The organism is Nocardiopsis eucommiae (genome assembly GCF_965344335.1).
Taxonomy (GTDB): domain Bacteria; phylum Actinomycetota; class Actinomycetes; order Streptosporangiales; family Streptosporangiaceae; genus Nocardiopsis; species Nocardiopsis eucommiae.
Map to the genome: position 1 here is coordinate 32,028 of NZ_CBDRIY010000020.1, position 14,063 is coordinate 46,090.

Here is a 14,063-nt window from a genome sequence, read left to right on the forward strand (position 1 = left end):
AAACCGGTGGACGGCGCGGCTCCGCTCGGGTGATCATCCTCGGATGACCACCCCCGAGATTCCCCCCATGTACCGCGACGTCGACTTCAACGGCCCGCTCGACGACGAGCGGGCCGTTCGGCTGATCCGCTCGCTCGGCCCCCTGGCCGGACGCCACGTGGTGGACGTCGGCTGCGGCTGGGCGGAGCTCCTGCTCCGCGCACTGGCCACCGAGCCCACCGCGACGGGGTTCGGCATCGACCTCAGCGAGGACTACGTCCGGCTCGGCCGGGCCAACGCCGAGGAGCGGGGGCTGGCCGACCGGGTCGAGCTCGTGGCCGGGGACGTCGGCGCGTGGCGGGGCGAGCCCTCGGACGTGGTGCTCAACATCGGTGCCAGCCACGTGTGGGGCGGCGAACCGGTGGCGCACACCGCCAACGCCCTGGCGGCGCTGGCCGACCTGACCCGGCCCGGGGGGCGGGCGGCGTTCGCGGAGTGCTACTGGAGGCGGCCCCCGACCGACATCGAGATGGCGGCCATGCCGTTCATCCCGCGCGAGCAGTACCGCTCCCTGCCCGAGCTGGTGGACTTCGCCCTCGCGCACGGGTTCCGGCTGATCGCGCTGGCCGAGACCACCGTGGACCAGTGGGACGAGTTCGAGAACCTGCACTGCCTGGGCTGGGAGGACTGGCTCCTGGAGAATCCCGGATCGCCGGACTTCGAGGAGGTCCGCGACCGCGCCGACCGGCACCGTCACGCGCGCGTGCACGGCCAGCGGGAGACCCTGGGCTTCGCCTACCTCACCCTCCTCCGGGTCTGAGGCGGGGCGGCCTCCGGACCCGGGGCGGGGCGACGGTGTACTTCGTCGGGGCGGAGGTCAGCGGGGGCGTTCGTCCTCCGTCGACCGTCGACGTGCGTGCGCCCGACCGGGCTGCGGTGGTGTGGACACTCGGTGCTCACGGTCGGGGCACGGGCGGTGGGCGCCCGGGGACTCCGGGCGCGACGAAGGGAGGGGTTCAGAAGAAGCGCAGACGCTCCCGCTCGTTGGTGTCCGGGTTCTCGACGAAAACGCGGTCGCCCTCGGCCATGACCGACTCGAGGTAGGCGTACACCTGGAGGGCGCGGTTGATGACGTCGGTCTGGGTGTCGCCCGTGGCGGCCACGGCCTGGTCCAGCGCCTTGGTGGAGCGCGACGTCAGGTTGACGGTGACACGCGCCGGGGACCCGGCGACTCGCCTCCCGGCGGACCGGCCCCGACCCTGGGAGGCGTCGGTCAGTTCAGTTCCTGTGCCCTTGGGTGACATGACACGACCTCGATCTCTGGCTTGACTGCGGTGGGCGTCCGCGAGGAGTCGCGGGAAACACGAACTCGGAGCGTGCCGGAGACACCGCGCGGGGGACGGCGCGGGCGGCACGGGGAAACGACAGGGCTCGCACGGAGGGTCGGCCGCCTCGACACGGCGGCGGCTCCGGCAGCGGCACGGGCCGGGACACGTCCACGAGTTGATCCCGACCATCGGCGTTCCCCCACTTCCGCATCTTTGGTAAGGCTAACAAGATCCTAACAGGTGACAGGTGAGCATCGTCAATACATCATTCATCATCGCATCTGATGCGCTTTCATCGCCTCGATGATACGCTACTGAGCGTGGACACTCGGCGCTACGGCGTCACCGGTGCCGACCTGGACCTCCATCGACCCAGAGAGCGGCACCATCCCCCTGTACGCCAACGGCTGGAGGTTCGTTCATGGGAGACCCCCGGGCACGGCTCCCACGGGAGCGGGAAACTCGGGAAGAACCAGAGGTGACGGAGCTCCGTCTTGACGAGGAGGCACCGCGCTCGCGGGCGGACGTCGACATCGACAGAACCCCCTTCACCTACGGGATGGAGGCGAGCCTCAGCGCCGAAGGAGTCTCGGCCCGCTTCAAGGGGCGGGCCCGCGCGGGCTCCCCGACGGAGCGGGCGTCGGCCGCACTGCTCGCCCTGGGCGGAACCGTTCTTCCCCCTCTCGCGCTCGGCGGCCTGGCCCACGTCGTCGGAGCACCGGCGACCGTCACGCTGGTCGTGGCCGGAGTCGCGTGGATGCTCGCCACCCTGGTGGCCCTGCGCATCATCGGTTCCCGGTAGACCGTCGGGGCCGGCTCCGGTCCCCCGCCGGAGCCGGTCCCAAGCCGGTCCCGCTGCTCTAGGTACGGTCCTCCCATGGAATCCACGGAACACACGGCCTTCGCCGACCTCGCCGCGCGGGCCCGCGCGCACGGGATCGACCGGTACTCGGCGGGGGCGATCGTGCACCGGGACTCCGGGCGGGAGATCCTGCTGCTGCGCCGCCGCGACGACGACACCTCCTTTCCCGGAGCGGAGAGCCTGCCCTCGGGAGGGGTCGACCCCGGCGAGTCGATCCTGGACGGGCTCGCACGGGAGGTGCGGGAGGAGATCGGCCGGGCACCCGGACCGCTCCTCCTGGAACCCTTCGTCACCTGGTTCGACCACGTGTCCCGGCACGGGTACCGCAAGCGCCAGTTCACCTTCGCCCTCCCCCACGACGGGGAGGACGTGGTGCTCTCCGAGGAGCACACGGACTTCCGCTGGGTTCCTGCGGAGGAGTACGCGGACACCGACCTCACCCCGCAGGTGAAGGCGGCGGTCCGCGCCTGGCTCGACTCCCGGGGCGCGGCACCCTCTCCCCGTCCGTGAACCGGCGGCGCCCACGGCGCGGCGACCCACACCGCCGACCGACGGCATCCGTAAGTGACGACGACCGCCCTCCCCTGTGGGTGGTGCGCCGGACGGCGGCCCGCCGCGCGTGCGACGTCCCGGGCGTGGGTGCGACACCTGGTGGCTCACCCGCACTGATCCCCCGCGCCCCCGCGCCGCCCCAGGGCTCCTGGACGCGGGGAGGAGCCCTCGCGCCGCCGCCCCGGATCGCCCCGGGTCACCCATTCTTGGCCCGCCCTTGGGCACGGCACCTCCCCGAACCGGGTACCTCCGCCAACGTGCGCGGCCCGCGCACCGGCCGCCGACGAGGGGACAGCATGACCACGGGACCCAACGCCGACACCCTGGTGATCTTCGGGGTGACCGGTGACCTCGCCAGGAAGTACCTCCTCCCCTCCCTCTACCACCTGGTGGAACGGGGGGAGCTGCGCGCCCGGATCGTCGGGGTGGCCCTCTCGGACTGGGACACCGACGCGCTGCGGCGCCGGACCCGCGAGGCGGTCGCCGAGCACCTCGCGGAGACCGACGGGTCCACCCCCGTGGACGAGTCCGTCATGCGGGCCCTGACCGACCGGATGACCATGGTCACCGGCGACCTCAACGACCCCCGCACCTACGCCGACCTGGCCGGGGTCCTGCCCGACGGCACCCACACCGCCCACTACCTGGCGGTCCCTCCGGCCCTGTTCACCATGGTGGCCCGCGCGTTGGCGGACGCCGGGCTCAACCGCGACGCCAGGTTGGTCGTGGAGAAGCCCTTCGGCCACGACCTCGCCTCGGCCCGCGAACTCCACCGGGCGCTCCTGGCCTGCTTCCCCTCGGAGAGCCTCTACCTGGTCGACCACTTCCTCGGTGAGGAACCCGTCCGGGGACTGCCGGTGACCCGGTTCGGCAACACCCTGCTGGAGCCCGTGTGGAACCGGGCGTTCGTGGACAACGTGCAGATCACCATGGCCGAGGACTTCGGGGTGGACGACCGGGGCTCCTTCTACGACGCGGCGGGCGCGGTCCGCGACGTGTTCCAGAACCATCTCCTCCAGCTGTTCGCCCTGCTCACCATGGACGCGCCGGTCTCCACCGACGCCTTGGTGGTCAAGGACGAGAAGCTGCGTCTGCTGCGCGCCGTGCGCACCCTCGAACCGGCGGACGCCGTCCGGGGCCGCTACGACGGCTACCTCGGCACGGAGGGGGTACGGCCCGGCTCCACCACGGAGACCTTCTTCGCGCTGCGCATGTGGGTGGACAACCCTCGCTGGGCGGGCGTGCCGTTCTACGTGCGGTCGGGCAAGCACCTGCCCCTCACCTCGTGGGAGGTGGTGGCAGAGCTCAGACGCCCCGCCGCCGACCTCTACCCGGGACCGGCCAACCTGGTCCGGTTCCAGCTGGAGCCGTGGTCCGGGGTGACCTTCGAGATGCTGCTCAACGAACCCGGCGCGGAGAGTGAGTCGGCGGCGAACCTCGTGCTCGGGGCCGACGTGGAACGCCAGCTGGGGCGGGGGCACGAGGCCTACGACCATGTGCTCCACGGCGCCGTGGTGGGCAGTCCCGAGCAGTTCGTGCGCTTCGACGTGGTCGAGGAGTCGTGGCGGATCGTCGACCCGCTGATGGACCCGTCGACGGAGCCCGAACCCTACCCCCGGGGCTCCTACGGGCCGGAGTCGGCGCAGGTCCTGCCGGGGCCCCGGGGCTGGCATCCGCTGGCCGACGCGATCCGCCCGCCCGGGGGCTCCCCGGGCTGAGCCCCACGGAGAACCAGGCCCCGGAACGTGCGAAACCGGGCGGTCCCCTGGGGGACCGCCCGGTCGTCGCGGGCGAGGTCGCGTATCCGGACCTCAGGCGCCTACGGGCTCACGCTCGGTGTCACGGACCTGCTAGAAGTCCATGCCGCCCATGCCACCGGTCGGGTCGCCGGCGGGAGCCGCGGCCTTCTCCGGCTTGTCGGCGATGACGGCCTCGGTGGTCAGGAACAGACCAGCGATGGACGACGCGTTCTGCAGAGCGGAACGGGTGACCTTGGTCGGGTCGATGACGCCGTCCTTGAACAGGTCGGTGTACTCACCGGTGGCGGCGTTGAGGCCGAACCCGGGCTCCAGGTTCTTGACCTTGTCCGCCACGACGCCGCCTTCGAGACCGGCGTTGACCGCGATCATCTTGAGCGGCTCGGCGATGGCGCGACGCACGATGTCGGCGCCGATGGCCTCATCACCGTCGAGGTCCAGCTTCTCGAACGCGGGGACGCTGGCCTGGAGCAGCGCGACGCCACCACCGGGCAGGATGCCCTCCTCGACCGCGGCCTTGGCGTTGCGGACGGCGTCCTCGATGCGGTGCTTGCGCTCCTTGAGCTCCACCTCGGTGGCGGCACCGGCCTTGATGACGGCCACGCCGCCGGCCAGACGCGCGAGGCGCTCCTGGAGCTTCTCGCGGTCGTAGTCGGAGTCGGTGCGCTCGATCTCGTTGCGGATCTCGTTCACGCGACCGGCGATGGCGGTGGCGTCACCGGCACCGTCGACGATGGTGGTCTCGTCCTTGGTGACGACGACCTTGCGGGCGCGGCCGAGCAGGTCGAGCTCGGTGCTCTCCAGCTTGAGGCCGACCTCCTCGGTGATGACCTGGCCGCCGGTCAGCACGGCGATGTCGCCGAGCTGGGCCTTGCGGCGGTCACCGAAGCCCGGAGCCTTGACGGCGACGGACTTGAAGGTGCCGCGGATCTTGTTGACCACGAGGGTCTGGAGGGCGCCGTCAGCGACGTCCTCGGCGATGACCATCAGCGGGCGGCCGGACTGGAGGACCTTCTCGACAACGGGCAGGAACTCGTTGTTGTTGGAGATCTTCGAGTTGACGATGAGGATGTAGGGGTCCTCGAGGACCGTCTCCATGCGCTCGAGGTCGGTGGCGAAGTAGGGCGAGATGTAGCCCTTGTCGAAGCGCATGCCCTCGGCGAGCTCCAGCTCGAGCCCGAAGGTCTGCCCCTCCTCGACGGTGATGACGCCTTCCTTGCCGACCTTGTCCATCGCCTCGGCGATGGTCTCACCGATCTGGGTGTCACCAGCGGAGATGGAGGCGGTGGAGGCGATCTGCTCCTTGGTCTCGACGTCCTTCGAGAGGTTGCCGAGCTCCTCGTTGATGCGGGCCACGGCGGCCTCGATGCCGCGCTTGAGGCCGATGGGGTTGGCGCCGGCGGCGACGTTGCGCAGCCCCTCGCGGACGAGGGCCTGGGCCAGGACGGTGGCGGTGGTCGTACCGTCACCGGCGACGTCGTCCGTCTTCTTGGCGACCTCCTTGACCAGCTCGGCCCCGATCTTCTCCCACGGGTCCTCGAGCTCGATCTCCTTGGCGATGGAGACACCGTCGTTGGTGATCGTGGGGGCGCCCCACTTCTTCTCCAGGACGACGTTGCGACCCTTCGGGCCGAGCGTGACCTTGACGGCGTCAGCGAGCTGGTTCATACCGCGCTCGAGGCCGCGACGGGCCTCCTCGTCGAACGCGATCAGTTTGGCTGCCATTGAGTTCTTGTCCTCCCGTGACCGGGCTGATACGCGATGGGACGAGGCGTGCGCCCGCGACGGACGACCGCTTCCTCTCCGGCAACCCTGCTGCCGAAGGTCCACGGTCTCGCAGCCTCGATCCGGTTAGCACTCGGCAAAGGTGAGTGCTAACCACTCCCTTTTTTAGCACTCGACCATGGAGAGTGCAAACGATGTGGTCACGATTTCCCCAGCTGCGAAAACAGCCCTGACCAGGCTGGACTTCCCACCCCACACCGGTTTGAGCGCTCGGCGAACAGAAGACGAACCCCCGGTTGACCTGGTGGCCAGGTCCGTACCGGCCCCGTGACCAGGGCCCATCCCCGCAGCGCGGGGAGCAGTTCCCCCGATCCAGAGAGGACGCGACTATGAGGGGACCATCCCCGCGTGCGCGGGGAGCAGCTGGGTGGTGACTTCCCCGGGGGTGTACTCCGTGGGACCATCCCCGCGTGCGCGGGGAGCAGACGTCGCGGGGATCGACCTCCGGCGACTCGAAGGGACCATCCCCGCGTGCGCGGGGAGCAGCGCTGGAGTGAAGCGCTCCTAGACGGCGAGAGGGGACCATCCCCGCGTGCGCGGGGAGCAGAGCCGCAGGGCCGCTGCCTCAGTCCTGGACCGGGGACCATCCCCGCGTGCGCGGGGAGCAGCTGGTGCGGGGGCAGCTGGTCACCATCGGCGCGGGACCATCCCCGCGTGCGCGGGGAGCAGACTTCTTGAACAGGCAACTTACCAACGGCAAGGGCTTGTTTTTCCAACTTCTCGAAAGTTGGACACCGAGGACAAAAACCCCACGCGCCACACGGCTTCGCCTCCGAGTCACGGAACCTGACGTCGGTCCCACTCCACTTCGCCGCCCTCGTCCCCGAAAGAATCCTCCGCCCAGGTTACGAGGGTCCGGACACACGGGCGGGGCGGGTGCCGTCCGGCGCCCGCCCCGTCCCTGTGGTGCCTCGGGTCAGCAGCCCCCGGCGACGGCGGGGATGATCGAGATCTGCTGGCCGTCGCGGACCTCGGTCTGGAGGCCCTTCTCGAAACGGACGTCCTCGTCACCGACGTAGACGTTGACGAAGCGGCGGACCTTGCCGTTGTCGTCCAGCACGCGGGCGCGGATACCCGGGTGGTTGGCCTCCAGGTCGTCGAGGACCTCGGCCAGGGTGCCGCCCTCGGCGGTCACCTCAGACACGTCGTTGGTGTAGGTGCGCAGGATGGTGGGCACGCGGACGCTGACGCTCATGGTGTTCGTACTCCTGGGACGTGGGTGGTGGGAGGGGACGCGCTTCAGGCCAGTCCCTCGGCCTTGAAGGCCTCCAGGGACGGCTTGATGGTGGCGGTGACCCCGGAGTCGACGGCGTTGAGGGTCTTGAGCCCGTCACCCGTGTTGACGATGACCGTCTCCGCCTCGGGGTCGAGCGTGCCCTCGCGGACGAGCTTGCGCAGGACGCCGGTGGTCACGCCGCCCGCGGTCTCCGCGAAAATACCCTCCGTGCGGGCCAGCAGCTTGATGGCGTCCACGATCTCGTCGTCGCCCACGTGCTCGATCGCACCGCCCGTCCGGGTGGCGATGTCCAGCACGTACGGGCCGTCCGCCGGGTTGCCGATCGCCAGCGACTTGGCGATCGTGTCCGGCTTGACCGGCTGGATGACGTCATGCCCGTCGGCCCAGGCCCGGGCGACCGGCGAGCAGCCGGTGGCCTGCGCGCCGAACACCTTGTACGGCCGGTCCTCGACCAGCCCCACCCGGATCAGCTCCTGGAAGCCCTTGTCGATCTTGGTGAGCTGGGAGCCGGACGCGATCGGGATGACGATCTGCTCGGGCAGGCGCCAGCCGAGCTGCTCGGCGATCTCGTAGGCCAGCGTCTTGGAGCCCTCGGCGTAGTAGGGCCGCAGGTTGACGTTGGTGAAGCCCCAGCTCTCGCCCGCCTCGTCCCCGATGAGCTCGGAGCAGAAGCGGTTGACGTCGTCGTAGTTGCCGTCGATGGCCACGACCTTGCCGCCGTACACGGCGGCCATCACGACCTTGCCCTCCTCCAGACCGGCCGGGATGAACACGCACGAGTCGAACCCGGCGCGGGCCGCGGCGGCGCCCACGGCTCCGGCGAGGTTGCCGGTGGAGGAGCAGGAGAGGGTGGTGAAGCCGAAGGTGCGGGCGGCCTCGACGGCGATCGCGACCACGCGGTCCTTGAAGGAGTGCGTGGGGTTGGCCGAGTCGTCCTTGACGTGCAGGGAGCGCAGGCCGAGCTCGGCGGCGAGGCGGTCGGCCCTGACCAGGGGGGTGAGGCCGGGGTTCATGTTGGGCAGGTCGGCCACGTTGTCGGGGACCGGGAGGAGGGAGCGGTAGCGCCAGATGTTCTTGGGGCCGCTCTCGATCTGCTCGCGGGTGACGGTCCCGAAGTCGTAGGCGATCTCCAGGGGGCCGAAACAGAACTGGCAGGCGAAGATCGGGGCGAGGTCGTAGCGCTCACCGCACTCCCGACAGGACAGGGCGGTCCCGGGGCCGAAGGCGCGGACGGAGGTGGGTTCAGCGGCGGCAATCGCCATGGCGAGGCGTCTCCCCTCATCTTTCCTGGTGGCCACCTTGACCCCAGGCCGGAGTTGGCACCTGTCTCGACGGGCCGCGGTGATCGCGGTTCCACATGTCGAGATGGTTGCCGGGGCTTCGCAGGGCCGGTCCCTCCACCCCTCTGGATGAGCAATATGAAGTTGTGGCGGTTCTTCTCCGAGAACGCACCGTCACTGTAACTGAGGTGCTGACCGATTTTCCACGCCGGGTGATCCGGATTACACAATCCGGCTCGCATGGTGAGACGACACCGTCCACGTGGGGCGCGACCCGGGAGCGGCTCGCCCGCCCGTGTGACGGTGTCCACGGTTGACCCCGAGGGGGTTTGGGGCCGCTGCCCGCAGGCGAGACCTAGGGGGAATGCGTGATCCCCGGACCATCCTTCGTCGAGAGGACGACCACGTGGACAAGGCTCAGATCCTCATAGCCTCCAACAGGGGCCCGGTCTCCTTCTCCACCGCCGACGACGGCTCGCTGTCACACCGTCGGGGCGGCGGCGGGCTGGTCTCGGGGATGATCTCCGTGGCCACCGAGATCGACGGACTGTGGGTGTGCGCGGCCCTGTCCGAGGCCGACCGTCGGGCCGCCGCCGAGGCGCCGGGGGCCCGTCTGGACCTCGCGCACGATCTCGACGGCATGCGTGTCCACATGCTGGAACTCCCTGAGACGACCTTCGCGGGCGCCTACACCGGAGTCGCCAACTCGACCCTGTGGTTCGTGCAGCACATGCTGTACGACACCCCGAACAGCCCCTCCTTCGGCTCGGAGTTCCGGAGCCTGTGGGAGGACTACGCGGCCTACAACAACGCCTTCGCGGAGGCGCTGGTCAGCGGTGCCGCCGAGAACGCGCGCGTGGCCGTGCAGGACTACCACCTGGCCCTGGTGCCGCGCATCCTCCGGGCCCGCCGCCCCGACCTGCGGATCGCGCACTTCTCGCACACCCCCTGGGCCCCGCCCGAGTACTTCCGGATGCTGCCCGCCCAGATGGCGCGGGAACTGCTGGAGGGGATGCTCGGCGCGGACCGGCTGGGGTTCCTCAGCCCGCGCTGGGCCGACGCGTTCCTGCGCTGCTGCGCCGAGATCCTCCGTGCCGACGTCGACCTCGAACGCCGCACCGTGGAGTACGGCGGCCGGGTCGTCGAGGTGGGTGTGCACGCCCTGGGCGCGGACGAGGAGGACCTGCGGGAGAGCGCCTCGGAACCGGCGGTGGCGGACCGCCGGCGCACGCTGGGCGAGGCCGTGGGCGACACCCGGCTGATCGTCCGGGTGGACCGCACCGAGCTGTCCAAGAACATCGTGCGCGGGCTGGAGGCGTACCGGGAGCTGTTGACGGCGCACCCGGAGTGGCGGGGCCGGGTCACCCACCTGGCGTTCGCCTACCCGAGCCGTGGGGACGTACCCGAGTACCGGGAGTACACGGACGCGGTGCTGCGGACCGCCAAGGAGATCAACGAGGAGTTCGCCACCCCGGAGTGGACCCCGCTGGTGCTGGAGGTCAACGACGACTACCCGCGTTCGCTGGCGTCGTTCCAGATGGCCGACGTGCTGCTGGTGAACCCGATCCGGGACGGCATGAACCTGGTGGCCAAGGAGGGCCCGGTGCTCTCCGAGCGCGACTCGGTGCTGGTGCTCTCGCGTGAGGCGGGGGCGGCGGACGAGCTGGGCGACGACGCGCTGCTGGTCAACCCCTACGACACCGTGGAGACCGCCGAGGCGCTGCACCGGGCGCTGTCGATGTCCGAGGGTGAGCGCAAGGAGCGCCGGGAGCGGCTGGCCGAGGCCGCCGTGGCGCTGCCGCCGCGCCGCTGGTTCCAGGAGCAGCTGCGCGCCCTGGGCGCGCACGGCTAGGCCGTGTTCTTGTGGATGCTTTCGCCGGTGGCGGCGGAGCCGCCATCGATGCGAGCGGCCGTCTCCCCTACTGTGCCCTGCTTCGCAAGCTCCGCAGTGTCGCACAGCGGGGGCCCGGCAATCTCTCGCAAGCCGTGGAGCGAAGCTGCCCCTACTGTGCGCTGCTACGCAAGCTCCGCAGCCTCGCACAGCGGGGGCCCGCCCGGGTTTGGCCGTCCGAGCTTCATCGGCGCCGCGAGAGGCAGCCTGGTGGTCGCGAGCGCGGAATGATCCAAAAAACACGGCCTAGGCCGCCGGAACGACGCGAGGGCGTGTCCCGTGCTGGACACGCCCTTCGGCGGGGTCGCGTGGCGGTCGGACTCCGGTCATCCGGTTCGTCACCGGTCGTCCGGCCGGGTTCGGTCAGTCCTTCCGGGAGAGCGCCCTCCAGGCCTCGGCCTCAGCGAGGAGTTCCAGGACGATGTCGGACTTGGCGTCGGCGTAGTCCTGGATGCGCTTCCAGGTGCGCTCGGAGAGGTCGCGCTTGACGGCGGTGTAGCGTTCCCGGGCCCCGGCGTCCGCGGTGAGGTAGTCGCGGAAGAGCCGCATGCGGTCGGCCTCCTCGCACCCCTCGCTGAAGACGTGCAGGTTGAGGTTGACGCTGGGGCCCTTGAGGACCCGGTGTTCGAACCAGTCGGGTTCCGCGATGACCAGGGAGTATCCCGCCTTCTCCAGGTCGGGGAGGTAGGCGGGCTCGTCGGCGGAGTCCGCGACCACCATGAGCAGGTCCACGCAGGGTTTGGCGGCCAGACCCGGCACCGAGGTGGAGCCGACGTGGTCCAGGGAGAGCACGCGGTCCCCGAGGGCGCTCCGGACGCGGGACTCCTCCTGCCGGAACAGGTAGGGCCACTTGGGGTCGGCTTCGGAGAGGCGCACGCGACCGTTCACCAGGTTGCGTGCCATGGGGTCGGTGGCGACCCGCCTGTCTCCTCGTGAGGGCAGAGAGGGCGATTCGAGGGGCGACATTCCACAAAGCCTTGTCGTCCGGCGTACCCGCGTCAAGGCTTTCGACGTGCCTTACATATGCACGCGCATCCGGGCGCCACGGACCGTCGGAGCGGCATGACCGTACGCGACGGTCAGGGCCCGTTCGGTCCGTCGGGGGTGGAGACCACGAGGACGAGTGAGCCCCGCAACTCGGGCAGTGCGCGCAGGTGTCCGTGGCGCGCGTCCCACGTGCCGTCGCGCAGGTCGCGGGACAGGTCCTCGTGGAAGCGGGAGTGGGCCGCCTCGTCGACGAAGCTCCACGCCGAACAGGCCTGCCGGGCCCCGGGGTCGAGCAACGCCTCGGGGCGGCCGTAGTAGGCCTCGTTGAAGCCGTCCGAGCAGTCGAGGGGGATCGGCACCCGAGTGACCGTGGTCGTGCCGCCCAGCCCCTCGGCCAGGGCCGACGGCTCCGGGTAGCGGCTCGCCTCGGTGTCGAGGACCTTCGGGCAGTACTCGTACAGCCAGAAGTCGCGCACCAGGGCGGGGTCGCAGGTCAGCACCGCCACGGGCCCCGTGGTCACCCGCCGGACCTCGGCCAGGCCCCGGGAGAGGCCGGACCACTGGTGGACGCTGAAGGTGGTCATGGCGGCGTCGAAGGAGCCGTCGGGGAACGGCAGCGACTCGGCGGTGGCGTCGACCGCCGCGGGGAGGTGCGCGGGGCGCCGGGCCCGCATGCTGGCCGAGGGCTCCACGGGGGTGACGTCGCGGTCGGAGGGTTCGTAGGATCCGGCCCCGGCCCCGACGTTGAGCACCGTCCGGGCCCCGCCGAGGGCTGCGTGCAGCAGTGCGGCGATCCTCGGTTCCGGTTTCCGGTGGTCGGTGTACGTACGGGCGATCACCCCGTAGTCCGCGTCTCCCGCGCTTCCGTCCCGCATCCGAACCATGCCGTCTCCCGCCGTCGAGGTGTGTGCCGGGTCAAGGTGGTGCGGAAGGGACCCTAGCCAACCGAGGGCCGTGGCGTCACGGGACTTTCGTCCGATCCGCCACGGCCCTCGGTCCACGGCACGCGCGTCACCTAGCGCGACCTCGCGCGCAGACACGCGTCTACTTCTTGCGGCGGCGGCCGCCCTTCCTCCGGGAGGGGCGCTCCTCGGCGCGGGCCTGCTCGGCGCGCTCGGCGGCGATCCGCTGGTCCTCCTCCTGCCGCTCGGCGGCCACCCCGTAGGGGTCCTTGGTGGTCCGGCGCACCCACAGCACCAGCCCGATCACGATCAGCGCCAGCACCACGCCGACCAGGGCGAACCACATCCACACCGGCACGGCCGGGGAGTCGTCCTCCACGAGGTTGTCGTCGATGAGCGGGATGTCCTGCGCGTCCCCGGAGGCCTGCGCCACGGCCGAGGGCAGGTACAGGGAGGGCAGTCCCCCGGTGCCCTGCTGGGAGCCCTCGACCAGCGCGGCCCGGAGCTGGTCCGTGCTGAGCTGCGGGTACTCGGAGGTCAGCAGCGCGGCGGAACCGGCGACCACGGCGGCGGCGTAGGGCGTGCCGGTCACGTCGGTCTGGCCCATGTCCGGACCGGCCGTGGACAGGACGGCGCCGGGGGCGAGGAGTTCGATCGACGCGGACGGCGGCGAGTCGGGCAGGAGCACGCCCTCCTCGTCCACTCCGCCCACGGCCAGGACGTTCGGGTCCGCCTCCCCGCCCGCCGGAGCGACGACCAGGGTGCCGCTCCGCGCGGCGGAAGCGGTGGCCGCCTGGAGGTCCTCGTCCTGCTGCACCTCGTCGGGGAGCAGGACGACCTGGGCCCCCTGGCCGAGGGCGTGGTCGATGGCCTCGGCCGGGCCGCCGTCGCCGGTGGGCAGGACCAGCAGTCCGGAGCGCGGGGCCACGCCCAGAACTCCGCCGTCCGCGTCCATGCCGTGTCCGTGACCGACGACCAGGGCGCCCAGCGCCGTGCCCGTGTCGGTGTCGCCGCCGTTGCCCCCGAACTCGGTGTCGACCACCAGGTTGTCCCGCAGGTCGGGGTGGTCCTCGTCCACGGAGACCCCCGGCAGGGCCACGGTGACGCCCTGCCCCTGGCTGGTGTCCCAGGCCTCCTGGGCTCCGATGGAGGCCAGGGCCCACTGGTCCGGCCGGAAGTCGGGGACGTCGTCGGCGGCGGCTGGAACCGCCGTCAGTCCCAGTACGGCGAGCGCCGCGCAGGCGCCCGCCGTCGCGCCCAACACGTGGCGCTGGTGTGTCCTGCTACGGCTGTTGCCCCCGAGCACGTCAGGCTCCCTCGAACGTTGCGGTCGGTGCTGCGCCGGGCCTCCCCGGACCCTCGCGATTCTGTCATGTGCACAGGATTCAGGCTTGGACAAGACACCAGGGGGTAGGGAACGTAACTGTATCCCTGGTGCCAGTCCTGGGTTCTCCGCTCCTCATCCGGCATGTCGAGTCGCTAGCATGAGTCGCGCCGATCCGG

General features: G+C 70.9%; 12 protein-coding genes, 1 CRISPR repeat array and 1 riboswitch. Of the genes, 5 read left to right on the forward strand and 7 right to left on the reverse strand.

Annotation, left to right across the window (positions count from 1 at the left end; translation table 11 throughout):
* The first annotated feature begins 43 nt into the window (after positions 1-43).
* Complete coding sequence (locus ACRWK8_RS14800; RefSeq protein WP_378737771.1) at positions 44-799, forward strand: SAM-dependent methyltransferase; 756 nt, start codon at positions 44-46, stop codon at positions 797-799.
* Between the two features lie 196 nt (positions 800-995).
* Here ACRWK8_RS14800 and ACRWK8_RS14805 read toward each other — a convergent pair whose 3' ends face one another.
* The gene (locus ACRWK8_RS14805; RefSeq protein ID WP_378737773.1) at positions 996-1,283 is read right to left on the reverse strand and encodes a ribbon-helix-helix domain-containing protein; all 288 of its coding nucleotides are present in this window, start codon (positions 1,281-1,283) and stop codon (positions 996-998) included.
* Between the two features lie 502 nt (positions 1,284-1,785).
* On the opposite strand from ACRWK8_RS14805, the gene ACRWK8_RS14810 reads away from it, so the two are divergent.
* The 3 genes from ACRWK8_RS14810 to zwf all read left to right on the forward strand — a co-directional run bounded on the left by ACRWK8_RS14810 (position 1,786) and on the right by zwf (position 4,439).
* Positions 1,786-2,109 (forward strand): hypothetical protein, encoded by a 324-nt coding sequence (locus ACRWK8_RS14810; protein ID WP_378737775.1) that lies wholly within the window; start codon positions 1,786-1,788, stop codon positions 2,107-2,109.
* A 75-nt stretch (positions 2,110-2,184) separates the two neighbouring features.
* Positions 2,185-2,679: an NUDIX hydrolase gene (locus tag ACRWK8_RS14815; RefSeq protein WP_431870942.1), complete on the forward strand. Its 495-nt coding sequence runs from the start codon at positions 2,185-2,187 to the stop codon at positions 2,677-2,679.
* 338 nt (positions 2,680-3,017) lie between these two features.
* On the forward strand, positions 3,018-4,439 hold the full coding sequence (zwf, locus tag ACRWK8_RS14820) for a glucose-6-phosphate dehydrogenase (RefSeq protein ID WP_431870944.1): 1,422 nt from the start codon (positions 3,018-3,020) through the stop codon (positions 4,437-4,439).
* A 132-nt stretch (positions 4,440-4,571) separates the two neighbouring features.
* On the opposite strand, the gene groL is transcribed toward zwf, so the two are convergent.
* From groL to thrC, 3 genes are all read right to left on the reverse strand, one after another.
* The gene (gene groL, locus ACRWK8_RS14825) at positions 4,572-6,203 is read right to left on the reverse strand and encodes a chaperonin GroEL (protein ID WP_378737781.1); all 1,632 of its coding nucleotides are present in this window, start codon (positions 6,201-6,203) and stop codon (positions 4,572-4,574) included.
* A 394-nt stretch (positions 6,204-6,597) separates the two neighbouring features.
* Positions 6,598-6,932: a CRISPR direct-repeat array (repeat unit 29 nt; unit sequence GGGACCATCCCCGCGTGCGCGGGGAGCAG).
* Between the two features lie 247 nt (positions 6,933-7,179).
* Positions 7,180-7,458, reverse strand: a complete 279-nt coding sequence (locus ACRWK8_RS14830; protein ID WP_378737787.1) for a ubiquitin-like small modifier protein 1 — start codon at positions 7,456-7,458, stop codon at positions 7,180-7,182.
* 44 nt (positions 7,459-7,502) lie between these two features.
* Positions 7,503-8,762 carry a threonine synthase gene (gene thrC / locus ACRWK8_RS14835; RefSeq protein WP_378737789.1) on the reverse strand — a complete coding sequence of 420 codons (1,260 nt, stop codon included), beginning with the start codon at positions 8,760-8,762 and terminating at the stop codon, positions 7,503-7,505.
* Positions 8,763-8,775: 13 nt separating this feature from the next.
* Positions 8,776-8,916, reverse strand: a riboswitch (SAM riboswitch).
* Between the two features lie 270 nt (positions 8,917-9,186).
* On the opposite strand from thrC, the gene ACRWK8_RS14840 reads away from it, so the two are divergent.
* Positions 9,187-10,632, forward strand: a complete 1,446-nt coding sequence (locus ACRWK8_RS14840) for an alpha,alpha-trehalose-phosphate synthase (UDP-forming) (protein WP_378737791.1) — start codon at positions 9,187-9,189, stop codon at positions 10,630-10,632.
* Between the two features lie 402 nt (positions 10,633-11,034).
* Here ACRWK8_RS14840 and ACRWK8_RS14845 read toward each other — a convergent pair whose 3' ends face one another.
* From ACRWK8_RS14845 to ACRWK8_RS14855, 3 genes are all read right to left on the reverse strand, one after another.
* Positions 11,035-11,637, reverse strand: coding sequence for a GrpB family protein (locus ACRWK8_RS14845; RefSeq protein ID WP_431870947.1), 603 nt, complete (start codon positions 11,635-11,637; stop codon positions 11,035-11,037).
* 113 nt (positions 11,638-11,750) lie between these two features.
* Positions 11,751-12,542, reverse strand: a complete 792-nt coding sequence (locus ACRWK8_RS14850; protein WP_431870949.1) for a class I SAM-dependent methyltransferase — start codon at positions 12,540-12,542, stop codon at positions 11,751-11,753.
* Between the two features lie 160 nt (positions 12,543-12,702).
* On the reverse strand, positions 12,703-13,866 hold the full coding sequence (locus ACRWK8_RS14855) for a S8 family serine peptidase (protein WP_431870951.1): 1,164 nt from the start codon (positions 13,864-13,866) through the stop codon (positions 12,703-12,705).
* Positions 13,867-14,063 lie beyond the last annotated feature (197 nt).